At 36.3% G+C, this 23938-nt stretch carries 24 protein-coding genes and 1 pseudogene; 21 read left to right on the forward strand and 4 right to left on the reverse strand.

Annotation, left to right across the window (positions count from 1 at the left end; translation table 11 throughout):
• The first annotated feature begins 209 nt into the window (after positions 1 to 209).
• Complete coding sequence (locus F6K06_RS23175) at positions 210 to 332, forward strand: hypothetical protein (protein ID WP_275670435.1); 123 nt, start codon at positions 210 to 212, stop codon at positions 330 to 332.
• Positions 333 to 812: 480 nt separating this feature from the next.
• On the opposite strand, the gene F6K06_RS23180 is transcribed toward F6K06_RS23175, so the two are convergent.
• Positions 813 to 2825, reverse strand: a complete 2013-nt coding sequence (locus F6K06_RS23180; protein WP_287243071.1) for an ABC transporter ATP-binding protein — start codon at positions 2823 to 2825, stop codon at positions 813 to 815.
• A gap of 597 nt (positions 2826 to 3422) precedes the next feature.
• Between F6K06_RS23180 and F6K06_RS23185 the strand changes: the two are divergent.
• The 10 genes and pseudogenes from F6K06_RS23185 to mnmH all read left to right on the forward strand — a co-directional run.
• Positions 3423 to 3665, forward strand: a pseudogene (locus F6K06_RS23185) (response regulator); the annotation flags it as partial.
• A gap of 24 nt (positions 3666 to 3689) precedes the next feature.
• Complete coding sequence (locus F6K06_RS23190; RefSeq protein ID WP_275670388.1) at positions 3690 to 4022, forward strand: PAS domain-containing protein; 333 nt, start codon at positions 3690 to 3692, stop codon at positions 4020 to 4022.
• A 487-nt stretch (positions 4023 to 4509) separates the two neighbouring features.
• Complete coding sequence (locus F6K06_RS23195; RefSeq protein WP_124145443.1) at positions 4510 to 5064, forward strand: DUF4168 domain-containing protein; 555 nt, start codon at positions 4510 to 4512, stop codon at positions 5062 to 5064.
• A gap of 14 nt (positions 5065 to 5078) precedes the next feature.
• Positions 5079 to 5516: an urease accessory protein UreE gene (gene ureE, locus F6K06_RS23200; protein ID WP_124145442.1), complete on the forward strand. Its 438-nt coding sequence runs from the start codon at positions 5079 to 5081 to the stop codon at positions 5514 to 5516.
• Between the two features lie 48 nt (positions 5517 to 5564).
• Positions 5565 to 6278 carry an urease accessory protein UreF gene (locus tag F6K06_RS23205; RefSeq protein WP_124145441.1) on the forward strand — a complete coding sequence of 238 codons (714 nt, stop codon included), beginning with the start codon at positions 5565 to 5567 and terminating at the stop codon, positions 6276 to 6278.
• A 995-nt stretch (positions 6279 to 7273) separates the two neighbouring features.
• Positions 7274 to 7876 (forward strand): urease accessory protein UreG, encoded by a 603-nt coding sequence (gene ureG, locus F6K06_RS23210; RefSeq protein WP_124145440.1) that lies wholly within the window; start codon positions 7274 to 7276, stop codon positions 7874 to 7876.
• Between the two features lie 31 nt (positions 7877 to 7907).
• Entirely contained in the window at positions 7908 to 8327 is a 420-nt protein-coding gene (locus tag F6K06_RS23215; RefSeq protein WP_124145439.1) for a peptide chain release factor 1, read from the forward strand.
• Between the two features lie 21 nt (positions 8328 to 8348).
• Complete coding sequence (locus F6K06_RS23220; RefSeq protein ID WP_124145438.1) at positions 8349 to 8864, forward strand: isoprenylcysteine carboxylmethyltransferase family protein; 516 nt, start codon at positions 8349 to 8351, stop codon at positions 8862 to 8864.
• A gap of 396 nt (positions 8865 to 9260) precedes the next feature.
• Positions 9261 to 9584 carry a Mo-dependent nitrogenase C-terminal domain-containing protein gene (locus F6K06_RS23225; protein WP_124145437.1) on the forward strand — a complete coding sequence of 108 codons (324 nt, stop codon included), beginning with the start codon at positions 9261 to 9263 and terminating at the stop codon, positions 9582 to 9584.
• 456 nt (positions 9585 to 10040) lie between these two features.
• Positions 10041 to 11057, forward strand: a complete 1017-nt coding sequence (gene mnmH / locus F6K06_RS23230; protein ID WP_124145436.1) for a tRNA 2-selenouridine(34) synthase MnmH — start codon at positions 10041 to 10043, stop codon at positions 11055 to 11057.
• Positions 11058 to 11169: 112 nt separating this feature from the next.
• On the opposite strand, the gene F6K06_RS23235 is transcribed toward mnmH, so the two are convergent.
• Both F6K06_RS23235 and F6K06_RS23240 read right to left on the reverse strand, forming a co-directional pair.
• The gene (locus tag F6K06_RS23235) at positions 11170 to 11688 is read right to left on the reverse strand and encodes a matrixin family metalloprotease (protein WP_124145435.1); all 519 of its coding nucleotides are present in this window, start codon (positions 11686 to 11688) and stop codon (positions 11170 to 11172) included.
• Positions 11689 to 11960: 272 nt separating this feature from the next.
• Positions 11961 to 12635: a hypothetical protein gene (locus F6K06_RS23240; RefSeq protein ID WP_287243075.1), complete on the reverse strand. Its 675-nt coding sequence runs from the start codon at positions 12633 to 12635 to the stop codon at positions 11961 to 11963.
• 292 nt (positions 12636 to 12927) lie between these two features.
• Between F6K06_RS23240 and F6K06_RS23245 the strand changes: the two genes are divergently transcribed.
• From F6K06_RS23245 to F6K06_RS23255, 3 genes are all read left to right on the forward strand, one after another.
• Positions 12928 to 13449 carry a hypothetical protein gene (locus F6K06_RS23245; protein ID WP_287243076.1) on the forward strand — a complete coding sequence of 174 codons (522 nt, stop codon included), beginning with the start codon at positions 12928 to 12930 and terminating at the stop codon, positions 13447 to 13449.
• 354 nt (positions 13450 to 13803) lie between these two features.
• On the forward strand, positions 13804 to 14244 hold the full coding sequence (locus tag F6K06_RS23250; protein WP_287243077.1) for a CAP family protein: 441 nt from the start codon (positions 13804 to 13806) through the stop codon (positions 14242 to 14244).
• A 69-nt stretch (positions 14245 to 14313) separates the two neighbouring features.
• Positions 14314 to 14556, forward strand: coding sequence for a patatin-like phospholipase family protein (locus F6K06_RS23255; RefSeq protein ID WP_287243079.1), 243 nt, complete (start codon positions 14314 to 14316; stop codon positions 14554 to 14556).
• Between the two features lie 64 nt (positions 14557 to 14620).
• Here F6K06_RS23255 and F6K06_RS23260 read toward each other — a convergent pair whose 3' ends face one another.
• Positions 14621 to 15703 carry an RNA-guided endonuclease TnpB family protein gene (locus F6K06_RS23260; protein ID WP_287243081.1) on the reverse strand — a complete coding sequence of 361 codons (1083 nt, stop codon included), beginning with the start codon at positions 15701 to 15703 and terminating at the stop codon, positions 14621 to 14623.
• A gap of 59 nt (positions 15704 to 15762) precedes the next feature.
• Between F6K06_RS23260 and F6K06_RS23265 the strand changes: the two genes are divergently transcribed.
• From F6K06_RS23265 to F6K06_RS23295, 7 genes are all read left to right on the forward strand, one after another.
• Entirely contained in the window at positions 15763 to 16347 is a 585-nt protein-coding gene (locus F6K06_RS23265) for a hypothetical protein (RefSeq protein ID WP_287243083.1), read from the forward strand.
• A 420-nt stretch (positions 16348 to 16767) separates the two neighbouring features.
• Positions 16768 to 17910, forward strand: a complete 1143-nt coding sequence (locus tag F6K06_RS23270) for a hypothetical protein (RefSeq protein WP_287243084.1) — start codon at positions 16768 to 16770, stop codon at positions 17908 to 17910.
• Between the two features lie 556 nt (positions 17911 to 18466).
• Positions 18467 to 18925: a hypothetical protein gene (locus F6K06_RS23275; protein ID WP_287243086.1), complete on the forward strand. Its 459-nt coding sequence runs from the start codon at positions 18467 to 18469 to the stop codon at positions 18923 to 18925.
• A gap of 234 nt (positions 18926 to 19159) precedes the next feature.
• Entirely contained in the window at positions 19160 to 19750 is a 591-nt protein-coding gene (locus tag F6K06_RS23280; RefSeq protein WP_287308888.1) for a hypothetical protein, read from the forward strand.
• 973 nt (positions 19751 to 20723) lie between these two features.
• A complete protein-coding gene (locus tag F6K06_RS23285) occupies positions 20724 to 21392 on the forward strand; it encodes an RNA polymerase sigma factor (protein WP_287243089.1) in 669 nt (222 codons plus the stop codon).
• Between the two features lie 887 nt (positions 21393 to 22279).
• Positions 22280 to 22885 carry a C39 family peptidase gene (locus F6K06_RS23290; RefSeq protein WP_124145429.1) on the forward strand — a complete coding sequence of 202 codons (606 nt, stop codon included), beginning with the start codon at positions 22280 to 22282 and terminating at the stop codon, positions 22883 to 22885.
• 259 nt (positions 22886 to 23144) lie between these two features.
• A complete protein-coding gene (locus F6K06_RS23295) occupies positions 23145 to 23927 on the forward strand; it encodes a glycoside hydrolase family 19 protein (protein WP_287243091.1) in 783 nt (260 codons plus the stop codon).
• Positions 23928 to 23938 lie beyond the last annotated feature (11 nt).

Below are 23938 nucleotides of genomic sequence, written 5' to 3' on the forward strand. Positions count from 1 at the left end.
CATAGTCTTCAGCGGCACCCTTACCTAATTCTCCAATAACTTCCTGAGCAATAAATTTAACCGCTTCACTACTCCCCCAAGCAATTAACCATTCAATCATAATTATTTAATCTGTTATGTGTTAGTTATTTTTTATAATAGCGCTGTGCGCAGGCAACAGGCAACAGGCAACAGGCAACAGGCAACAGGGGGAATAAAAAACTGATAGTTTGAAGAAGGAGACAGGAGACAGGAGACAGGAGACAGGAGGAAAATTACATGGGGATTCGCTCCCCCAAGTAATTTTGAACACCCCCGTTGACGGTGGGGTATTAAACCCACAAAGAAAATGATAAAACTTTTAGCTATTGGACAGTTCTTTTCAACAATTAATAATTAATAATTAATAATTACCTCTCCTTGAAAACAAGAGGATTGACTAATAATGAAAATTTTTCTTTATTATCCCCTTAAAAGGGGAGGCTTTAAACCACAATTTTTCGGTAATTTGTAAATATGCAAGCGCACATTGCTATACATTTTGTTGAGCAGGGGAGTAGGTAGGAACGTTGCATGCAACGTCCGTACAGGGAGAAGCAAACATAAGAATAATTAACATTAACGCAAGCTAAAATTAGCATACAAAGTGATTTTGCTTGTACCGATCGGTTGACAACTGAAGTATTGCCCAACTTCTTTCTTCCCTCCTGACTCCTGACTCCTGACTCCTCTAAATTAAGAACACCACTCCGCGACCAAAAAACTTTCTCCTCCTTCCTTCTTCCTTCTTTCTTCCATGCTGACTCCTGACTCCTGACTCCTGACTCCTCAAGTTACGAAACCTTGAACTTCTCTAAATTTCCAGTAGGAATAGAGGCAATAAGTTGTCGCGTATATTCTCGTTGCGGTTGATTATAAACTTGTTCGGCAAGGCCAATTTCTTCAACTTTACCTTGATTCATTACCATGATCCGATCGCTCATAAATTTAACTACACTCAAGTCATGGGAAATAAATATGTAAGTTAAACCAAACTCATTCTGCAATTCTTTAAACAAATTCAAAACTTGCGCTTGCACCGATACATCTAAAGCTGAAACAGACTCATCACAAATAATCAATTTAGGATTCAAAGCTAAAGCACGAGCAATACAAATTCGTTGACGTTGACCACCAGAAAAAGCATAGGGATAACGATTTAATGAATCAGCAGTTAATCCTACCCTTTCTAATAAATATACTGCGCGATCGCGCCTAATTTGGGAATTATTACCTACTCGATGAATTAACATTGGTTCCATTACTGCAGCGCCAACAGTTAAACGAGGATCCAGAGAACTAAAGGGGTCTTGAAAAATAATTTGCATATCCCGTCGTAACCTCCGCATCAATTGCTTAATTCCTGACCTACCTGTATGGGAGTTTGTTATTTCTTGACCCTCAAAAAACACCTGTCCGCTTGTAATCGGAATCAATTGTAGTATTGCTCTAGCTAAGGTACTTTTACCACAACCAGATTCTCCCACTAAACCCAAAGTTTCACCGGGAGCAACACTAAAAGAAACATCATTAACTGCCATATATAAACGTTTAGTTTGACCAAACATTCCTTTAACTGGGAATCCTACTCGCAAATTATTAACTTGTAAAATTGAATTTTCTGTTGTTTGGGGAGTTGTTTGTTTTGCCAAATCTACATTTTGTTTTTCTGCTGTTACTGTTATCTTTTTTTCTCTAATTTCAATTTCGCCATTTGAGTTTGTTACTTCTTCCATAAAATCAGAAACAGTAGGCAAGCGCAAAATTTTTCCATGGAGGGGAGGACGACAAGCTAATAAACCTTTTGTGTAGGGATGCTGTGGTTGAGTAAATATTTGTCCGATCTCGCCAGACTCAACTATTTTACCTTGATACATTACTGCTATAGTGTCCGCAACTTCAGCCATTACTCCTAAGTCGTGAGAGATAAATATAACTGACATTCCTCTGCGTTGTCCCAACTCCCGGAGTAATTCTAAAATTCTCGCCTGGACTGTAACATCTAAAGCTGTTGTAGGTTCATCTGCAATTAATAAAGTGGGGTTACAAGAAATCGCCATTGCTATCATCACTCTTTGCAACTGACCGCCAGAAAGTTCGTGAGGATAACGGTCTAGCATGGCCAGCTTTTTTTTGTTGACTTGTAGCATAATTTCGCGTTCGCTTGTACCACTACTTATTCCTTCTTCCTCCTTCCTTATTCCTTCTTCCTCCTTCCTTCTTCCTTCTTCCTTATTCCTCTCTTGGTGCGCATTCCCTTGCGACTGGCGTCGTCGCGGGGTCGCACCGCTTCTTCCTTCTTCTGCTATTTCTTCTATAGATTTTTGTCGCAACACTTCATCATTAGGCAGAAGTTTTACTTCTTGAAGTAGAGATGCTACTTGACGTCGTGCTTCTGCTGGTGAAACATTTTGATGAAATCTAATAGCTTCTGTTAACTGAAATCCAATGGTATAAACAGGGTTAAGAGAACTCATAGGTTCTTGGAAAATCATGGCTATTTCGCCACCCCTGTATTCTTGTTTTTGCTCTGCTGGTAACTGTAATAAATTTATTGGTTGAGAATTTTGTTCATTTTCAGCAGAATTATTGAACCAAATTTCACCGTTAATTTGACAAGATTTAGTTAGTAATAAACCCATAATTGCCAGAGATGTAACAGATTTTCCGGAACCTGATTCCCCTACAATTCCTAGAGTTTGCCCTCGTTTGACTGCAAAAGATATACCATCAACAGCTTTTAGTAGTTTTTCTTCTGTTGTAAATTGAACTTTAAGGTCGCGAACATCTAGTACAATATTACTCATTATTACTCATTAGAAACTAAGTATTAATAATTAGGTTAATTTATATTTATATTTAAAATTTATTTAAATTATATAACAATACTATGATTTTGTCAATTTTATTTAAGAGTTAAAATATTCTCTATAGCAATCCTAAATAGATTGCGGGTAATCAAAAAGTAAATAAAAAAACTGAAACTCTTACCTGTTCCCTGTTCCCAGTTAAGTGTTCCCTAAAAAGCAGTAAGATTTTTGACAGGAATAAAATAGGATTGCTATAGTTTTTAATTTGCCCAAATCGAGACTCAATTAATTAAGTATTGGATCTAGAAAATTATTAAGGTAAAATAGTTACTAACTATGACTTAGTAGATAATAATTACCTACTAAATAATAATAATTGTGAAAAAATTATCTTTATTTTAGATAATTTTACTGAAATATTTCAATGGATTTAGTTAGAGTAAATTACTAATTTCAGTGTATATACTTAAAATTATGGATAACAATCAATTTAAAGAATTTTTGGGTGATATCTTAGTAGTGGACGACCAACCTAATAATCTCCGAATTTTAGCTAAAATACTCTCTGAAAAAGGGTATTAAGTAAGGGAAGCCACCAATGGAGAAATGGCATTAATAACTATCCAATCACAAGTGCCAGATTTAATTTTATTAGATATTATGATGCCACAAGTAGATGGTTATCAAGTTTGTCAACAGTTAAAAGCAAACCCTAAAACGAAAGATATTTCTATCATTTTTGTTAGCTCTATCAACGGTTCTGTAGATAAAGTAAAAGAATTTTCTGTGGGAGGAGTAGATTATATTACTAAACCACTACAAATAGAAGAATTATTGGCTCGTGTAGAAAATCAAATGATGATGACTAAACAAAAACAAAAATTGAAAGAAGAAAACACTAAACTCAAACAAGAGCTTTCAGAACATCAACAAAATGAGGAGCAATTACAATTATTACACAGAGCAATTGATGCTTGTCAAAATGGGATAATGATTACTGACTCTACTCAAACAGATAATCCTATAGTTTATGTGAATCAAGGCTTTGAAACAATAACTGGTTATTCAAAAGCAGAAGTAATGGGCAAAAACCCTAGATTTTTACACAAAAATCACCCAAATCAAACTGCTCTGACAGAAGTCTCCACAGCTGTGCAAGAACAAAGAAAATGGGCGTTGCACAATCAGGAATGATAAAATCCGAAAGTAGATATTTTTGGATAATTCTTTCCTCAATATATGTACAGTTTAAAATCTATTATCATTAATGTGCAATCCCTCTTTTTAAAGATATCTCAAATGGGTTCTATAAGTAGAATTCCCAATTGGCCTACAGCTATTACATATCCCAGAGCTTTATATTTAAAATATACCTATTGAATAAAATATCTAGTTCCTAAAAATTACAAATTCTTGGATCAAACACAGATGATGTGCTGTATTATCATTTTCTTTGTGGGTTTAATACCCCACCGTCTACACGGTGTTCAAAATTACTTGGGGTTAGAATCCCCATGTAATTTTCCTCCTGTCTCCTGTCTCCTGTCTCCTGTCTCCTTCTTCAAAAATAACTTTAATTTTTCCACTTTCATTAGAAACTCTTAAGTAATTAGGAACTTTCTCGGACTAAAATAATTCGTAAGTATTTAGATAGTTTAAATTTTATTCGTTATCACAGATTATGAAGATTAAAGCTTTATTTCGTACTGTTCCACTATATCCCCATAGACTAATGTCCCAGTCTTTATCAGCAGTAACTCTATCTATATTAGGCTTAATGATGGGTGTAATACCTACTAGGTTATCTAACTCATTAATTCCTGTATTTGATAGAGCTGTCTACGCTCAGGAATCTTTTACAGATACAGAAGAAGAACAAGAAGCAAACTTTACAGATGAAGAAATAACTAAATATAGTACTACAGTTTTACAAATTGAAAACTTAAGAATAGGAGTTTATCAAGAAATTCAAAATGAATTTCAAAAACAAAGTCCAGGAGGATCTATTCCTCCAATTATTTGCAATCAGAAAAACACTGTTAACGATCTACCACGAAATATTCAAGTAATTGCCGTGAATTACTGCAATCAAGCTAAAAAAATTATTGATAGTAATGATATGACCGTTACTCTGTTTAATCAGATTACAATGGCTCAAAAGATTAATCAAACCTTACGAGAAAGAATTCAAACTGAGTTGCTCCGTCTTCAACAAGAGCGAACAAGTAGTCAATAAACCCATGACTGACAATGGTAATTTTAACCCAACGTTTAGCTGCTGACCAAAATGCAGTAGTTTGTTTGACTTTACCTCTGACTGCAGTACAACGGACCAGGAGTCGCTATCGTTTTGATACAGAGAATGGGGAAATTTTACATCTGCGTTTGTCTAGAGGAACAGTGCTGCGCGATCGCGACTTACTGGCCAATGAGACGGGTGAGTTTATAGTCAGAATAATTGCTAAACCAGAACCCATCCTGAGAATAACAGGGAAAACTTCCTTAGATTTACTCAGGGCAGCTTATCATTTAGGTAATAGACATATACCAATAGAAATTACTCCTACCAATTTAAAGTTATCTCCAGACCCAGTGTTAAAAGCTATGCTGGAACAATTAGGTATGGAAATTATAGAAGAAATCTCTCCATTTCAACCAGAAATAGGAGCTTATGGTCATGGTCATTAAGCAAGAGATAGCAAACCATATATATGTCTGTTTTATAAACCGGAAATCATGCACTATCAAAACCAGGGAGAAAACCAACTTTTATGTCTTTTACAGTTAGCAAGTCCGGCGTTACCAGTAGGAGCTTATAGTTATTCAGAAGGTATTGAAGTATTAGTAACTACAGGAAAAATTTCCGATTATGATAGTCTCAAAAATTGGTTGATAGATTGTCTCAAATTTGGAAGTATTCGATTAGAAGCAGCATTAATAGTTAGAGCTTATTTGGAAACTAATTCAGGAAATTTACAGCTTTTAAATAATTGGAATAATTGGGCAACGGCAGTTAAAGAGACAGAAGAATTGCGTCTGCAAAGTTTACAAATGGGTCGAACTTTGATTCGTTTATTTACGAATATTCAGCCAGATTTATCAACAGAATTAATGAGTTTTGTCCAAAAAAAACTCGAAACAGAAACAGATTTTTGTAACTTTGCGATCGCTTATGGTCTAATTTCTGCTAGCTGGCAAATTGAGATTGAAACTGCAATTTTAGGTTATCTACATAGTTGGGCAACTAATCTAGTTAATGCTGGTGTCAAATTAATTCCTCTAGGTCAAACAGTAGGACAAAAGTTATTATGGGAATTGCAAAATCAAATAGTTTTGAGTGCCAAAGAAATCCTCAAATTAAAAGATGATGAGTTAAACAGTTGTAGTTGGGGATTATCTCTAGCAAGTATGGCTCACGAAGTTCAATATACTAGATTATTTAGAAGTTAGGTTTGAGGTGGTAGTTCAACAATTAATAATTAATAATTAATAATTAGGGCTTGCTGAAAAAGTCTTATGAGTGAGGGGAGGAGCAGGGCAAACGCATCTTATTTTGCCGTTCCCTATATGTAGTGTTTATTTGATTTTATAGACACTATATGTTGAAAGTCTATTGTCAACAAGCGCAATAAAACCCGGTTTATTGAGAATTACCCCTAGTTTATTGACGAGATGCGTTTGCCCTGAGGGGAGGAGTCAGGAGTCAGGGTCAGGAGTCAGGATAAATGCGAATTATAGAGGAGGTAGTCAGATATTTTGCCCCTTGATTTTTCTGTGCTTGTCTACCCAAAATGCCAACTTTTTGAGCATTTTAGACTGAAACAAGCGCACTTTTTTCGATCCTTTAAAGGCTAAAACCTTTATCTGTAAATGCTTTGATATTTAATCAGCAAGCCCTAATTAACAATTACATCTCCTTGAAAAGAAGAGGATTGACCCTTAAGGAAAAAATTTCTTTTTTTCCCCTTGAAAGGGGAGGATTTAAAGCTGAATTATTTAATTAGGGTTTGCTGAATAAAGTCTGTTGGTAGGGGGAGGAGACAGGAGACAGGAGACAGGAGACAGGAGACAGGAGAAATGGGGAATGAGCGAGGAGGCAGTAGGAAGAATTATCCCTTGATTTTTCTGCCATAATCATCCCAAAATATTAGCATGCATGAGCTTTTTAGACCGAAAAACTTGCACTTTTTTCGACAAAAAAAGGCTGAAACTAATATCAGTCAATGCTTTGATATTTAATCAGCAAGCCCTAATTATTAACAATTCGGTAAACTTTTACAGCACTTCCCGCTGCCCGTGAGGTACTTAATTACTACGGAATCTACTGTATTTTAATAATAGCCTGCTAAACTATTATTTGAAAGGCTTTTCCTTTTTCCTTCTTCCTTCTTCCTTCTTCCTTCTTCCTTCTTCCTTCTGCTATACCCATTAACAATTAGTAATTTATGAATGTTTTTCGGATTGGAATAGCTGGCCCGGTAGGCTCAGGTAAAACAGCTTTAGTTGATGCCTTATGTAAGTCAATGCGACAAGAATATAATATTGCAGTTGTCACCAATGATATTTATACCCAAGAAGATGCCCAATTTTTAGTGCGAAGTCAAGCATTAGATAGTTCCCGTATAATAGGAGTAGAAACAGGTGGTTGTCCTCATACAGCTATCAGGGAAGATGCTTCTATTAATCTCATTGCTATTGAGCAGTTAGAAAATAAATTTACCGATCTAGACTTAGTATTTGTCGAAAGTGGCGGTGATAACTTAGCAGCAACTTTTAGTCCCGAGCTAGTTGATTTAACAATCTATGTAATTGATGTAGCTGCCGGTGATAAAATTCCCAGAAAAGGAGGTCCAGGTATTACTAAATCCGATCTACTTGTAATTAATAAAATTGACCTTGCTCCCCATGTAGGAGCAGACCTGAATATTATGGAAAAAGATACTAAAAAGATGCGAGGCGATCGCCCTTTTGTCTTTACGAATCTCAAAACAAAAGTTGGTTTAGAAGCAGTTTTAAACTTTATCCACAGATATCTAATTGTAGATTAACTCAATTTTCCTAATTCTATCAACTTAAAACATGAATAATATTTGGCAACGTTTGAAAAGTTTACCTTGGCAAGAACTATTTTTAGTAAGTTTCATTGCTATTTTGGCAGTTGTAGCAACAGAAGTATTATTAATCTTAAGCTTCACTTATTTTGTTGTTATCCTGAAACCATTGAGTATGCTATTTTCTTCTCCAATTTTTGGCGTATTAATACCTGTAGGAGCAGCAGTAGGAATGGGAGCGTTAGCAGTTTATTTATTAGAATTCTGGCAAAAGCAGTGGTTACTGAATAATTCTAGTCTTTGGGCGCTAGTTTTATGTTTATTTATCGGATTATTATTCAAGTCTTTATTTCCTCTCCCTGCTGTATTAGTTAGTGCATCTAGAACTTCATTAATAAGTCTAGCTATAGGAGTTTTCTGGAAAGGGCGACCTTATTGGCGACGTTAAAAAAATTCTAAAAATATAATCATGAAAATACTTACAAATTGCGGTTTTACCAGAGATGGGTGGCGCAGTGGCAAACGCGGTGAATATTTGGTATTAATTCAAGGTTTATTGCTGGTAGGATTTATTTTTTTGCCTACATATCACCTACCAGGAATTAGTTTAGAATTGCCAAAATTAATATACTCTTGTTGGATCGTAGCAGCACTTTTTAGTGCTACTGCATTAGTTTTTATTGTGAAAGGATTATTAGATTTAGGCAAAAATCTGACACCTTTGCCATATCCAAGAGTAGATGGTGAGCTAGTGCAAACAGGAGTTTATGGCATTGTTAGACATCCTTTGTATAGCGGTTTAATTTTCTTGACTCTCGGTTGGAGCATTTTTCAACTTAGTTTGTCTCATTTTGTAGCTGTTATTGTGATTTTTTTGTTTCTTGACTTGAAAGCAAGGCAAGAAGAAACCTGGTTAAGTGAAAAATATCCAGAATATTCAGATTATCAACAACGGGTAAAAAAATTAATTCCAAGGATTTATTAATTAGATATTAATTCACGATATTTGTCTCGAGGTCAATATATTTATTCAGAAGCAATTGAGATTATAAAAACAGTATATTAGATAACAATTTATCAATATTTATTATTTCCATAACTATTTTTTAACGTAATTCTACTGAATATTCTGCTAAAGTGCGAATAACAGTAATTTTTTTAGCTTCAATGATTTGATTTTTGGAATAACAAATTTTGGCGATAAAAGCTAGTTATTTTAAACAAATATCAACAGATTTCATCTAATCTTCACAATACTAGGATAAAAATTAAAGTAATTGTGAAAGTTTGCAAAATCAGGCCAAATTGGCTATACAAGAAAGTGAGATCAAAGTTAGACTGAAAATATATTGATAGAGTTGATATATAGGATGATCTAATTATGAGTTCTATTACAAGTATTTCACAGCAAGCTGCTCAAACAAACCATAACTACCTAGATAAACTACTGCAACCAATTCGCGAATATCTCGATCGTGTAGAAATAAATAATCAAAAAATAGCACATTTGCTGTGTCAATTGATCCCAGCTCAATGTCCTTTTGAGAGAGATGTGAAACTATTCGGACATCTACTGTTTCATATTCCTGCAATGTGTAAACTGAATCCTTTGTATGACCAATTTATTGGCTTACGATTTCGCGCTTTAACTTTTCTAGCGGATGTTTGTGGAGAGGATATTACGGGTTATATCAAATCCGTTTAATTCGGTATAAAAACATTCTTTATCTTCACCATTACCAAATCTTCATAAATTTTTTCCCTCCTGACTCCTGACTCCTGTATGTCGCCAATCCGACGGCTCCCCTACCTGACTCCTACTTCAAAAGATTTTATACCGATGCTACCGGATTTGATATTATTGCTGAAATATATTTCTTAATTTTAAATACTTGCTTCTACATTTTGTCTTAGAGTAGCTCAATGATATTTAGGTTATGCTACCAAGAGCTTAGTTTTTCTATGAAACTAGGCTCTTTATTATTGCCGAATGCGATCGCTATAACAAAAGGCAGAAGGCAAAAGGCAGAAGGCAGAAGGCAGAAGAAAAAATATCGGGATAAAAAATCTAGGACTTCAGCAAATACCCTACACATAAACATGATAAAATATAATATTCAAGACTTTCTTCCTTCCTACTTCTGTCTTCCGTCTTTAAATAATGGCAAAATCCCTAAAACCTGACGCATTTTTCCAAACACCAGGAGTCATTCTCGATGTTCGTAGTCCCGGCGAATATGCTCAAGGTCATATTCCTGGATCTGTTAATTTCCCTCTATTTAATAATGATGAACGTGCCTTGGTGGGAACTTGCTACAAACAAAAAGGTAAAGATGAAGCAGTCGAATTAGGGTTAGCGATCGTCGGTCCGAAATTAGCTAATTTTGTTGCCCGTGCGAAGGTATTAGCTCCAGACCGTCAAGTTAGAATTCACTGTTGGCGAGGTGGAATGCGTAGCGCTGCAGTTGGTTGGTTACTGGAAACCGCAGGATTTAATGTTGCTCTACTGATTGGCGGTTACAAAGGGTTTCGACGTTGGGCACTTTCTCTATTTTCGATTCCACAAAAAATGATTATTCTGGGGGGAATGACTGGCAGTGGTAAAACTGAGATATTGACTGCTCTGGAAAATATAGGAGAACAAGTATTAGATTTAGAAGCTCTAGCTAACCATCGGGGTAGTAGTTTCGGTGCTTTGGGGCAGTTGCCTCAACCTACTAATGAGCAATTTTGGAATGCGATCGTGATGGAATGGGCAAAGTTCGACCGGAGTCAAGTTTTATGGGTTGAAGCGGAGAGTAAGCGTATTGGAATGTGTTGTATTCCCCAGGAAATTTTTGAGCAAATGGAAAGGGCGAAAGTTATCTCAATAAGTCGTAGTCGTCAGGAAAGAGTAGCATTTTTGGTCGAAATTTATGGAGAAGCAGATATTAATGATTTGATTGCTGCGACCGAACGCATTAGAAGACGACTGGGGGGTCTACGGACGCAAGAAGCGATTAATTTTCTGAGGGAGGGAAACTTGGCAGCAGCTTCAGATTTAATTCTCCACTATTATGACAAAACTTATACTTATGATTTAGAAAAAAGAGGAGTTAGTATTCATAAAGTAGATATTTCTGGTTTGTCGGCGGTTGATGCTGCCGTTTTGGTGCGGGAGAAAAGTCAAGAGATATAGTGGCGATCGCCGGATATTATTGTAGGGAAAAGGAAACAGCTAAGTTATTCTGTAGGGTGCGTTGCAACGCACCTATCGGTAGATTAGTTGTCTAATATCAAATCCGATACTCCTAAAATTGTGATATTAAATAATTGGTTTCTATTGCCCACAAATCAAAGGCTGTAGGGAATAAGTTTAGTGAATTTAAGTCAATGACTTCCGACACAACAGAATCTTGCCTGACAGTATGGTTTAAACCGATAGCGTGTACTACTTCGTGAGATATCACATACTGTTGTAAATATTGATTTTCAACATATAGCAATTCATCAGATAAGAAAATATCGCTGTTGATTGGACGATCTCCAGGGAAGTAAGCATAGCCAAGATAAGGAGTATTTGAATCTATACTAATTTTTATTTCTGCTGTATTGTAATCTACTTGTTGAAAGTCTAAATAGGTTCTGTTTTCTATGTAGTTGAAAGTATTGTTAAATAAGGCTTGAAGTTGTGGTGTAATACTATTGTCATAGCCATAAGTTGCATTTGGACTTAAAGCAAGTCCAGTTAGAATATCGTACATAATTACAAAAGAAGGTAAAGTGAAGAGAGGGTGGAATATATTTTTGATCGCTAATAAAGCAAACATGATATTATTGATTGAGCTGATTGCGATCGCTCAGTTGTCATATCATTAAGGTTGGGTTACTAAAGTAAGACCCAACCTATCAGCTAACAATTAAGAAAGTGCAGTTAGTTATTACAAAGGCATTCTGACAGCTTCTGAATACCGAATAGTGTAATCATAGGTTTGCAATTAAGTTACAACTGTGTTACACCTCAAATCAGAAAGGTTAGGTGTTACCAACGTCCAACTTCTCCAGCAGTCTTAGTCCCTAGATTCGGAGGCCAATTTGATTGTTACAAAGTCTGCATATAAAACCGATATTCACTACCATCATGCAACATTGCCATACTCGCTAAATTGCAACTTGGCGGAATGTTCTCTAGAGTCAATACTTGACAATTAGCAGATTTGTAACCATACTTATACTCGCTACCATTCCAAGCTCCTTGATAGAACTCGTTGTTGCTACCAAGTTTGAATGCGTAAATGCGGTAATCATTACCATCATTCAGCATCGACCACCGAGACCAGTCCGTGTCATCTGGAAATCCAGATATTGGAAGTGCGGGACCAGGGACATAACTTTCAGCCTCTTGATCCCATAAAAATTGATACAGTTTATTGGGATTACCAAGTTGACGGAAGTAGACTCGGTAATATTCCTCCCCATAGAGCATAGAGAAACTATTGGTATCTGCATCATCAGGAATGCCAGATATAGTTAACACGCGATATGAATTATGACCATATTTATAAGAGCTACCATCCCACCCAAATTGATAGAGTGTATCATGGGTACTACCCTTGAAACAATACATACGATAGTCAGATCCATCGTGGAGCATTGACCAACGTCGCCAATTTGCATCAGAGGGCGCATCAACGACCGGCAAGTTAGCACTTACATCACCTAAAAACTTATAGGTGCTAGAATTAGGAACATAAACAGCTTGATTAATAGAAGTCATTAATTTCTTTCCTTGTTTCTTGGTTTTTGGCTTCTATCTAATAGACGCTTCCCAGTAGTAATTTCTGAATTTTCAATCGACTTTTTGACTCAATTTTTTATTCGATTTATTGCTCAAAGTATCTCTATATCTATCTTTTCAGCCTATAAATTTTATTTGATCAAATTTTTTCTCTTAAAATCTCACTCAAAAAAGTTCAGAAATTGATAACCATGATCGTCTTATTAATAGAAACGAGAAAGGAATTTAACCAATCTCTGTTTTGAAATACTGAAAGTTAAGGACGAAAAAAATGGCTATTGTTGAGAAAGGCGATTGGATAAAATTCAATCCCAAAGCTAAAGAAGATCAAACGATTAAATGGCAACAAAATTTAGGTAGCAGGCAAGAAGAGTATATTGTTGTGCCATACTCTGTTAAGGATAAACAAGCAAGTGGTAGCCTATTTATTGAGCTAGGTCTTGCTGATTCATTTTTTGAGAAATGCCAAGAAGATGAGTCCAAAAATCCTCTAGTGAGTGGTGGATACAAAATCCAGGTTGACGATGCTTTTCAGTATGGGCAAAATAATGAGAAAACATTGCGGTTTTTAGTCTATCACAATAAGTCTAACAAGCCATATCAACACCGATTTATTGAAACAACTGCCTTTTCTAACATAGGGAAAAAGATTGTAGCATCTGCAAATGCTGCTGGAGCTGCTGCTGCAACTGCTACTGGAGCTGGAGCTGCAACTGCTGCATGGGAAGACCTTTTGAAGCAAGGAGAAGATATAGCAAAAGCTTTCATTGGTGATTATTTGAGGAATTTTTAATCAGATTCCTACTTTTTGACCTAAAACTTGATAAATGGTAGTAAAATTGCTACCGATCAATTATGTAAGGGTAAGAAAGAGAATCATGCTGACATAAACCTAGCTGACATAAACCTAGAGTCGATCGCCTCTAACATATCTAGTATAAAAGGAGGCGATCGCTCTTTTTTTGATTTTTTCATTCAGACGTTTCCCAGAAGGAATTTCTGAATTTTCAGCCTACTGTTTTGAGTTAAGCTTTGATTCAAATTAATTGGAGCAAACTCAAGTCCGACTCAAAAAATTCAGAAATTGATGTCGAAAATCGTCTTATAGATAGAAATGAAAACAACTAACTAAAGAGCGAAGTCAATCATGCCTAACATAGACACTGAAAAAGTCCTATCTGCTCACAATAAATGGAGGCAGGAAGTTGGAACGCCAGATTTAACTTGGTCTGATGATTTAGCTAAATTTGCTCAGGAGTGGGCAAATAAGCTAGCCAAGGATAATAGCTTCGAGCATCGCCCTGACAATAAATACGGCGAAAACATTTATCAGGGAACAAAAAAATCAGTAGAACCTCAAGAAGTTGTAGATTATTGGGCGAGTGAGAAGAAAGACTTTAAGTACGGTACATTTCCTGATGTTGTAAAGGACCCACAGAAAGATTGGTCTGATGTTGGCCATTATACTCAAATCATCTGGAAGAATACAAAAGAAGTTGGCTGTGGTGTTGCCCAGTCTAATCAGCATGAGATTTGGGTTTGTAACTATGCTCCAGCAGGGAATTTTACAGGTGAGAAGCCTTATTAGTTTTGAAATTATACATCTAATATCATGCCCAGTTGAATAGTTATCATTAAAGTTCGTAGTAGGGCTTTAATGATAACTATAGATGGGGCTAAAGCCATACTGCAAACAAAAACTTTTTTGTTTCGCTTTCCTAAAAAAATTATGAGTTTTAAGATTCTTTGTCTAGATGGTGGAGGTATCCGGGGAGTTTTATCAGCTAAACTTCTGCAAGAGGTAGAAACAACTGTCAAAGAAAAAAAAGGACAAGAATTACACGAATATTTCGACTTAATTTCTGGTACATCCACTGGCTGCTTCATAAAACCGATATAAAACGTCATAACAAGTGACATTTTAATGTTTACTTCCTGCTTCTACTGAGGCCGTCGGCGGCTACTCATCCACAGGCATTGACGGTCAAGCCGACCGCATCTTTCAAATTAATACTGGCGTTTAAATCTCTATCTATTGACAACCCACATTCTGGGCAATCATAAGTTCTCAGATGCAAGGGCATATCTTGAACATGACCACAGTAGGAGCAAGTTTTTGATGATGGAAAAAATCTCTCAACTACTACTAGCTCAGAACCGTACCATTCGCACTTATATTCTAGCTGTCGCCTGAATTCATAAAATCCTTGGTCGGCTATTGATTTCGCTAGTTTATGATTGGCTAACATACCCCTGACATTCAAATCTTCTATGACTACACTGCCGTGGTTTTTGGCTAAGTATGTTGTCAGTTTATGAAGTGCGTCTTGACGGATGTTTGCTACTTTTCTATGCAATCTGGCTATCTTCCGTTGTGCTTTTTTCCAATTAGCAGAACCTACCTCTTTATGACGATTTAAGTATTGCAGTCGGGATAACTTGGCTTCAAATTTCTGGTACGATCTGACACTTTCAAATACTTTCCCGTCACTTAATGTAGCCAAAGTTTTCACACCTAAATCTACACCGACTACATCAGTTTTTTTGGGTGTAGTTGTGGGGTGAAATTCATAGCTACAGCCAATATACCAATCACCAGCTTGTCTACTAATTGTTATTTTTTTAGTTGTTGCCTCAATGGGTTCATAAGTTTTGACAATACCAATAAATGGTAATTTATGGCTCCATCCGTTTAGTTCTATTGGTTTTCCACAATTATCTATTGTGAAAGAATCATGTTTACCTTTTTTCTTAAATCTTGGATATTTACCCAATCCTTGAAAGAACCTCTTAAATGCCTCACCCAAGTTTCGGAAAGCATACTGATAAACTTTAGATGACAAGTTTTTCATCCAAGGATATAAAGGTTTTGTGTGATTGGTAAAAACTTCTCTCAGCTTACGGGCATTAGGTTTACAGCCATCAATATATGCAGCATTCCACAAACTTAAACCCCAGTTATAACACCACCGTGAATAGCCAGCGTGTTGAGCAAAGAGCGTTTTTTGCTTATTATTTAATTTAAGTTTGGTTCTAATGGATTTCATTTATGGGTGAGTGCAGCCTTTATAAAAGTATGCTTTTTAAGGTATTATATCGTTATTCTATGATTAAGTCAATACTCCCCTATAACGAGGAGGAAAGTCTGCCTCATATTGATGGAGGAGTATCGGCAAATAATCCTGTGTTAGTGGCGATCGCTCATGCATTATGGATGGAAAAAAACAATGGATTAAAATTGAGCGATATTGCGGTCCTTTCTATCGGAACTGGCAATACAACTTGTCCTTACAGTTATGAAGAAATCAAAGAATGGGGTTTACTCGGTTGGGTGCAGCACATACCGGACATTTTTCTGAATCCTTCTGCGAAAAATTCTGAAGATATCTGTAACCAAATTCTAGACAGTGTAGGGGGCGATATCCTCCGTTTGGATTTCGATCTTAATGACCGTTTAGAAAGGGAAAAACAACCTGGTAGAGTCAGAAAGCTACTGAAAAAGCCTCATAACAGATATATTAGGGATAAAAAACAGCACTATCAAGAAATAAATGAAGATATCGACGATCCAGATAATTGTCAAGACCTAATCGATGCTGCTGAATGTTATCTTGACTGTGGGGAAGTTTATTATCAGAAGCCAAAGGTTCCAGTGCGAGAGGCTCTTCAAAAGTTTATCGGATCTAATTAAGCATCCAGACAGTTTTTTCTAAGGAATGAGAACTAAATAAAGTCCAGAATTTTTTTCAGAACTCAGACGCTATGAAAATTAGGCAATTTAACTTCTGTAGATAATAAAATTCTCATTCCTAATCTATCTTTTAGCTTTCCTGTCAGCCTATGAATTTTATTTGATCAAATTTTTTTTCCTGAAAATTTCACTCAAAAAATTCAGAAATTGGGAAGTATAAACGTCTTATTAATAGAAACGAGAAAGGAACTCAACCAATCTCTGTTTTAAAATACTGAAAGTTAAGGACGGAAAAGTTTCTCTAGGAATATCTATCTTTAAAATCAGTAATTTCTGCCCATTGTGATCGTATTACCAAATATGACTCGCTGTTGCTTTTTGGGCATCAAATCACAATCACAAATTGACACGGAGAATAACATGGCTAATAATCTTCTTATTGTTTTTGGTGGAACAACACAATCAGAACCCCAAACTATATTTTCATGTCAAGACTTGTCAACCGCTTCGGTTGACGTCTTACAAATTAATCTACTCACGATAGAACCTAATGTTAGTTTTATTTCAATTAATAATAATAATAAAGACACATATTTCTTGTCTCAACTAGATGGAAACTGGTTAGAAGGGACTCCTACTGGCACTTTGCGAAATTTACAAGTAAAATTACTATTGCAAGAAAACGATGTTTTAAAAGCACTTAAGACAACAATTGAAAAAGTAAACTGGAGCCACGCCAACTACACTAACGATTCAGATGCAAAAGGAATGCAGAAAGAAACTTTTGATAGTTTTTCACAAGTTTCACAACAACTCATTGTAGATTTTTTGGAATGGACAAATAACCAAGGCAATGATTATCAAAATGTATTTATTTTGGCACATAGTCGAGGTTGTGCCTTGGCAATCCAGTCCCTATCAAAATCAAATGTAACAGAATTATCTGATAATTTATTAACACAAAAACTTAAACGTATTGTCTTGCTAGATCCAGTCTCAAAAAATGCTGGTAAAAGTCTGAGTTGGTTTTCTAACGAGGAAGGTGTAGATGAAAAAATTATTACTGCAAATGCGAAAATCGTCGAACTCCTAAGCAAAAAAAACAAGGAGATACACATTATTGTCAAGTCGGTGAAAAAAACGATGAATTATGAGTGTTACGCAGATCGTTTAGTTGGTACGAAACGAGGTGGCTGCTACACTACTTTCTCTCCTATTGATATGAAAAATGTCTATGTGCATATTGCTGCTATGGCGCACGAGGGAATGCTGGGAAAACGTTTTCGCGATAACTTCAAAAACTACCGAAAAATAATAGATAACAATTGGAACGAGATTTTTTGGAATGATAAAAAAGTAGATTTCACACAAATGAGAAACTCAGATGCTTTAAAAACATACAAGAATGGGGAAAAAAGTGTAAGCACAATAGTCAAAGAAGTATCCTCCAGCACCAATGATTATTTCCAGAATTTTAATGCATTTTCTAACGAGAAAGCATTGCTGGATCGCCAAAGAGCTTTTGTACATTGCCTAGCCCAAAAAGTTCAGCCGCTTTCCTAAAGCTTGGGATGAATTCTGAAAGCCGATCGCCCCCAACATATCTAGAACAAAAGGGGGCGATCGCTCCTTTTTTTTGTATTTTTTTTATTCAGAAGTTTCCCAGAAGTAATTTCTGAATTTTTCGACTACTGTTTTTACTTCAGCAACAAAGGGGGGCGATCGCTCCTTTTTTTTTGTATTTTTTCATTTTTCTAATTCTTTCTCCTCCTGACTTCTGTACGTCGCCAATCCGACGGCTCCCCTACCTGACTCAATACGACCACATTTTGGACCTCCATAGGTTCGTGTTATATCATGTCCGGATAAGAGCGCGATAAAACTCCGTTCCGCGCTCCGCGACCAAAAAGTTTTTGTTTGTAGAATTGCTCTAGCCCCTATCTGTTATCGGGCTGGAGCCCTACTACAAGCTTTAATTATACATATTCAACCGGACATGATATTAGTCCCAACAATTAAGTTCTAAATCAAATATTAAGTTTTGTTAAAACCTCATTTTTAGCAGCTAATTAGATTATATTATTAATATAAGTTCCATATAGCAGTCAAATAGAACCTAATGATCGATAGTAATAGAAAAACAAGGTCTGAAAAAATATCTGTCACTATGTCCGCAGGAACCTATAGACAGCTAGAGGAAAGAGCTTTACAAGAAGAGCGAACTTTAGTTAGTCTGGCCCTGTTTTACATAGAGAGCGGATTAGCTAGGAGTAGAGAATATGATGTTCTGCATGAATTAAGTTTTGACTATAAAAAGGCTTTAGCAGAACAACAAGCTCGGATAAAAACTCTTGAAGCCAAAATTGATAATTCCGCTCCTCCTTTGGACAATCTTGTCAGAAAGGCGATAATCAAATCAATTTCAGGCCAAGCTTTAAACAATGTAGACATCAGCCTTATATGCGAGTACCTTGATTACGATCAGGAATTGCTACCCGATCTAGTCTATGGAGATCAAATCCTAGAAAAAAATGTATATGAGGAAAAAGATCGAAAATCAGCCTCAATTCCTGAATAGACATCTCTGAAAATAATCAAACATCTACTATAACCATCTTTATGGCAAGAAATCGCTATCAATGGATGGATTAAAGCTGTATTTAAACAGGGTGCATGAAATTGCACATTAAAGAATGATAATAAATTTTCAACTGTACATATATTGAGGAAAGAATTATCCAAAAATATTTACTTTCAGATTTCATCATTCCTAATTGTGCAACGCCGGGTGCAGACACAATCCCAGAAAAAAATGCAGATGAGTAAAAATATCAAAGGTAATCAGCCTCAATTCCTGAATGGATGGACTGAAGCCGTCTTTAAACAGGGTATCGTCTTTATTGCCCCTTTTTATTATAGGAAAGAAGACGTAATTGCTATCTACAATCAACATGAAGATTGGTTTATTTTATTAGCTACTAAGTGGGGTGAGGTTCGCCTCATCTGGAATGGAGCAAAACGAGGTATCAGAATTATAGGGAAAAAAATAATGATTAAAGAACTAGGTAAAAGTCTAATTGAAATTTACGGCGAGGTTAACCCACAGTTTATCACTGATATGAATACTAACGAGGTTATTTGGATGAACCAAGCCGCCATTGTTGCTAATAGTAACCAACCAATGAGTAAAATTGTTGGTCAGCAAGCCAAAGATTTATGGCAACCTGGTGAATTGAATAAAATGCTTGATTTCTTAGATAATGACGTTTACCTTCCTAAATTTGAAGTTAAAGGCTATAGGTTTCTTCCCGATGGAGAAAAGGAAAAATATACTACCTTAAACGAGTACAGAATTATCAATGCTTTTGGCAGAAAGTGTCGATGGTCTAGAGTTAATGTTTAAATATTCTAGCCTTGTTGATGCTGCTTGAGTAAGGGGAACCTCAAAAAGTACTCAATTACTTAGGTGAATACAATCAAAATCAGTGGGCATCGCATATCTCGTGAAAATCAAGTAGCAGATTTGATTTATTCATAGAGTGTACGGTGCTCAATTCCATGATACAGAATGGTAAGCTGGAAAGCTAGAAAGTGGAATTCTAGTTAATTCCTCCAGTAAAGAGTTTGACTCTTGCCTTGATTCAACAAAGCTTATTCAGATTACGAATATTGATCAGATTAGCGATCAAAGTAGGCGATCGTAATTTGCCCAATCAATCTGACTATAAAGATCGTTAAAAATGTTTTTTGGCATATTACTCAGGATATAGTAAAATAGAAATAAAGTTATTCAGCGATCGCGATATTTTTTCAAGGTGATTGGTAGTAACAGAACAAAAATCTAAACTAAGATTACGATTCCTACTGGGAATAAATTAAGGAAACAGGACTTACACATAAAGCAGGAAAAACTTGGATTTGAGATTATTTTCCCTATCGGTCACAATGATGGAAATACCTTGTGGTGACTAAGTTATAAGAAATTAGATTTTCCTACATAAGTACATAGGCAAAATCAATTACACATATTTTAAGGTAATAATAAATCGCTCTATTCTTTGAATATAGACTATTACAGCGTTTATTGTTTTCGGTCTTAAATTTGCATGACTACTTATCTAGGAATAAATCAGCTTTTCAGAGATGATTAGATACTCTTTATGACTTACACATGAGGTAGGAAAAACTTGGATTTCAGATTACTTATTCCGGACTGGTCTACAAACCCCATCGGTAGCTTTGGACAGAAATAGATCGTATTGTGTAAGTTTCATGGTGTTAAATTATAACATACAATTCCCAAGAATGCTACCCATTCCCTTGAAATTATAGTTCTGCTCCAACTAACTAATAGATTTCTTTAAGGGTTGACTATTATGGTATCAAATTCTCTCAAAGTAGTTTCAGCTACTACATTGGGTCTAAATTGTACTGAAAAAACAGAGCAAGAGTTTTGGCAGCAATGGCTAAAGCATGAAGATTATCTTTATTATTGCTGTGTCAAGTGGATGGGCGGAAACCGAACTAATGCTGAGGATGCCCTCAGTCGGGCAATGCTCAAAGCTTGGGAGAAGAAGCAAAAGAATGCAGCAAAAATTTATAATTCTAAGGCATGGCTGACAAAACTGACTTATAACCTCTGTGTGGATATTCATCGAGAACACATTCGGGGTGCGAATAGAGTTGAAAATATCGAAGATTACGCATCTGCTGAGGAGCAAGAAGTGGTTTTAGTTGAAGAAAGGCCAAATTATTTTATAGAAGCAGAAGAGAAAAGGATTGTGATTCGTCGTGCTATTGATAATTTGCCGACGAGAATGCGTGAAACGTTTATCCTGCATTTTTATCAGCAACTTCCTCATCAAGACATTGCCCAAAAACAAAATATTTCCTACGATAATGTCTGCAAGCGAATTTCTCAGGCACGGAACATATTACGAAAGGAGTTGAGGGAATATTTTATCGGGGGGGGGGTGGCCAGTAAGATGAAAAAAATATTTCTACTGGCTGTAACAGGGTGGTTGATAGGGAAATGTTCTTGGTGAGACAGTGACATCAAATCCGGTAGTATCGGTATAAAAAAGCAGAGAAACCGGGTTTGTATTTAATATCAAATCCGTTTAATTGGACATAAAAAAAATCTTCAATCGTCATAACTACGCTCATCTTTGTAATTCTTTCTTCTCCTGACTCCTGACTCCCCCTCCCAGGAGGGGAGGGGGAGGGGCGGGGGTGGGTTGACTCCTCCTAACTTAACCATTCTATGGTTGTTTAACCGGATTTGATATAATGCCCCACTATACTAACATATACTTTCCACAAACCCGGTTTCTGATAACACTTCCATTGCAGGCAGATTTGATCTGACATCAGAAGTTGCTTTTCCTAAGCAGACAACATCTATAGCAATGAGCGCTGGTATATTTACAAATTGTAGTAGGGGCAAAAGAGCTAGAAGTCTTATATTATCGGCAATTTATTCCCCCTGTTCCCTGTTCCCTGTTGCCTGTTCCCTGCGCACAGCGCTATAAGTAAAGTTTCTTTGAATTTTAAGAAAAAAATAATTCAGAAATTTGCTTCCTTAAACGTCTAATTAATGAAAGCAATTACAAGCTTTCTATTTAGTGAGGACAATATTATGCTGTAGTTGAGCTAAAACAGCCCAAAACTCAAGCATTAATCAAATCATATCAAGTCCAGATAATTACTTAGTGTAAAAGTCATTGCGACTGAAATGGAGTTCAAGGTTTGCGGAGCATTCCGGAACGGAAAGCAATCTCTCAAAGCTGGAGATTGATTTTCTATAGAATGTTCTACAAATGTCGCAATGACAACTGTTCAACCGGACTGGAACTCAAAAAGTATTCTGCCTCTCTAAACTTCTTGTTCCATCTGTTTTTTGTACTTTTTTGTATACAATACTATTTCTCAAATGACACAGACAAAAGAAAAATTCAAAAAACTCGAAGTTCCCTATTTCTCTCAGTTGGATAACGATACGGCCTATCACGGACCTGGTTACAGACAATGTAACCTAACTTCTTGTTCAATGTTTTTAGCCTTTCTCAGACCCGATCTTGTTGAAAAAGCAAAATCAGAGGGTTATAGTGAATTTGAAAGTATGTATGGGAAGATACTAGATAAATATGGGGATACTACCGATCATCAAGCAAATACTCGTGCTTTACAATATTTTGAAGTAGATACCTATTTTTCCTATACACTTTCAATTGATGAATTAATCGAGTGCTTGCAAGCAGGATATCCAGTAGTTATGGGTATGGCATATAAAGGTAGCGGACACATGGTGGTAGCTACAGGATTTGACCTAGACAAACAGAAAATTTTCATACACGATCCTTATGGTATTAGAGACGGAGCGGGCAATACTTACCAGGTAGGGGTAAAAGCAGCTTACGATCCTTACAGTTTCGATCTTTTAAGAAAAATTTGGGTCGATATGGGTGAACAAGCAGGATGGGGTAGAGTCACTGTTTCTGTTAAAGGAAAACCAACAGGACTACCTCAGAATTTGTAGATTTTGCTATGCTGTCTCTGCCGATAGCAGGGAACAGGCAATGGTGGCAAAACATTAATATTTATGCCTAATTAAATCTGACTAGATCATTGCGACCGGAGTGGAAGGAAGTAACCTCTAATGTCCTAAGATTGCTTTCTAATAGAATTGCTTTGCCAACTTTCCACTCCCTTGCTCCTTTACCTCCTGTCTCTCTTCTGTTTCTACCCTCTTTTGCTCGTTGCCTGTTGCATTCACAAAAATATCAAGACTATAAAAAATGGAAACTATCAAAGCAATTAGTCAAACTGTTCTCAAAAAAGCAGTAGCTCAAGCTTCTCAACTTCCTGAGAGTCAAAAAACATCTGTTGCTCAAGGAAAAACTTATGAAGTTATCAAATATTCTCTAGCAGAACAGGGACATTACCAAGTTGAACTCAATCATAATGCTGGAACCTGGTATATTTTCTCCGATCATTGGGAGCTATCCTGGGAAAATCAGGCAGAAATTATAGAATCTAATAACTCAGATTTATTGACTGCTGAAAATCTGAAAGCAATTATGCCCGATGCTTCTGATGATGATATTCATAGATATGTCGCTCCTCTCAATCAAGTTATACATGATTTTGATTTAGCAACAACAGCAAGAGTTTGTGCATTTATTGCTCAAATTGCCCATGAAAGCGGTTCTTTTTATTATAAAGAAGAATTAGCTAGTGGTGCAGATTATGAGGGACGAGAGGATTTAGGTAATACTCAACCAGGAGATGGCAGACGATATAAAGGAAGGGGTCTGATTCAACTTACTGGCAGAGCTAATTATCGTCAATGCGGTGAAGAATTGGGTTTGCCTTTAGAAGACAACCCGGAAATGGCTGTTCAAGACCCTTATACAAATGCGGCAGTGGCAGCTTGGTATTGGGAAAGTCGGGATATTAACGAGTATGCAGACCAAGGAGATTTTGAAAAAGTCACCCGTCTGATTAATGGTGGTCTGAATGGTTATAGCGATCGCCTGCAATTCTGGGAAAGAGCTAAAAAAGTTTTTGGCATTGATTAAGAAAGGAACAG

It is taken from the genome of Okeania sp. SIO1H4 (genome assembly GCF_010672695.1).
GTDB lineage: Bacteria > Cyanobacteriota > Cyanobacteriia > Cyanobacteriales > Microcoleaceae > Okeania > Okeania hirsuta.

Excerpts from the sequence above, each read along its gene's own strand:
- F6K06_RS23245 (WP_287243076.1), top strand. The coding sequence starts at position 12,928 with ATGGCTATTGTTGAGAAAGGCGATTGGATAAAATTCAATCCCAAAGCT.
- ureG (WP_124145440.1), top strand. The coding sequence starts at position 7,274 with ATGAATGTTTTTCGGATTGGAATAGCTGGCCCGGTAGGCTCAGGTAAA.
- F6K06_RS23195 (WP_124145443.1), top strand. The coding sequence starts at position 4,510 with ATGAAGATTAAAGCTTTATTTCGTACTGTTCCACTATATCCCCATAGA.
- F6K06_RS23255 (WP_287243079.1), top strand. The coding sequence starts at position 14,314 with ATGATAACTATAGATGGGGCTAAAGCCATACTGCAAACAAAAACTTTT.
- F6K06_RS23280 (WP_287308888.1), top strand. The coding sequence starts at position 19,160 with ATGCAGATGAGTAAAAATATCAAAGGTAATCAGCCTCAATTCCTGAAT.
- F6K06_RS23275 (WP_287243086.1), top strand. The coding sequence starts at position 18,467 with ATGATCGATAGTAATAGAAAAACAAGGTCTGAAAAAATATCTGTCACT.
- F6K06_RS23290 (WP_124145429.1), top strand. The coding sequence starts at position 22,280 with ATGACACAGACAAAAGAAAAATTCAAAAAACTCGAAGTTCCCTATTTC.
- F6K06_RS23205 (WP_124145441.1), top strand. The coding sequence starts at position 5,565 with ATGCACTATCAAAACCAGGGAGAAAACCAACTTTTATGTCTTTTACAG.
- ureE (WP_124145442.1), top strand. The coding sequence starts at position 5,079 with ATGGTAATTTTAACCCAACGTTTAGCTGCTGACCAAAATGCAGTAGTT.
- F6K06_RS23235 (WP_124145435.1), bottom strand. The coding sequence starts at position 11,688 with ATGTTTGCTTTATTAGCGATCAAAAATATATTCCACCCTCTCTTCACT.
- F6K06_RS23250 (WP_287243077.1), top strand. The coding sequence starts at position 13,804 with ATGCCTAACATAGACACTGAAAAAGTCCTATCTGCTCACAATAAATGG.
- mnmH (WP_124145436.1), top strand. The coding sequence starts at position 10,041 with ATGGCAAAATCCCTAAAACCTGACGCATTTTTCCAAACACCAGGAGTC.
- F6K06_RS23265 (WP_287243083.1), top strand. The coding sequence starts at position 15,763 with ATGATTAAGTCAATACTCCCCTATAACGAGGAGGAAAGTCTGCCTCAT.
- F6K06_RS23270 (WP_287243084.1), top strand. The coding sequence starts at position 16,768 with ATGGCTAATAATCTTCTTATTGTTTTTGGTGGAACAACACAATCAGAA.
- F6K06_RS23220 (WP_124145438.1), top strand. The coding sequence starts at position 8,349 with ATGAAAATACTTACAAATTGCGGTTTTACCAGAGATGGGTGGCGCAGT.
- F6K06_RS23285 (WP_287243089.1), top strand. The coding sequence starts at position 20,724 with ATGGTATCAAATTCTCTCAAAGTAGTTTCAGCTACTACATTGGGTCTA.
- F6K06_RS23215 (WP_124145439.1), top strand. The coding sequence starts at position 7,908 with ATGAATAATATTTGGCAACGTTTGAAAAGTTTACCTTGGCAAGAACTA.
- F6K06_RS23295 (WP_287243091.1), top strand. The coding sequence starts at position 23,145 with ATGGAAACTATCAAAGCAATTAGTCAAACTGTTCTCAAAAAAGCAGTA.
- F6K06_RS23260 (WP_287243081.1), bottom strand. The coding sequence starts at position 15,703 with ATGAAATCCATTAGAACCAAACTTAAATTAAATAATAAGCAAAAAACG.
- F6K06_RS23225 (WP_124145437.1), top strand. The coding sequence starts at position 9,261 with ATGAGTTCTATTACAAGTATTTCACAGCAAGCTGCTCAAACAAACCAT.
- F6K06_RS23240 (WP_287243075.1), bottom strand. The coding sequence starts at position 12,635 with ATGACTTCTATTAATCAAGCTGTTTATGTTCCTAATTCTAGCACCTAT.
- F6K06_RS23180 (WP_287243071.1), bottom strand. The coding sequence starts at position 2,825 with ATGAGTAATATTGTACTAGATGTTCGCGACCTTAAAGTTCAATTTACA.
- F6K06_RS23190 (WP_275670388.1), top strand. The coding sequence starts at position 3,690 with ATGACTAAACAAAAACAAAAATTGAAAGAAGAAAACACTAAACTCAAA.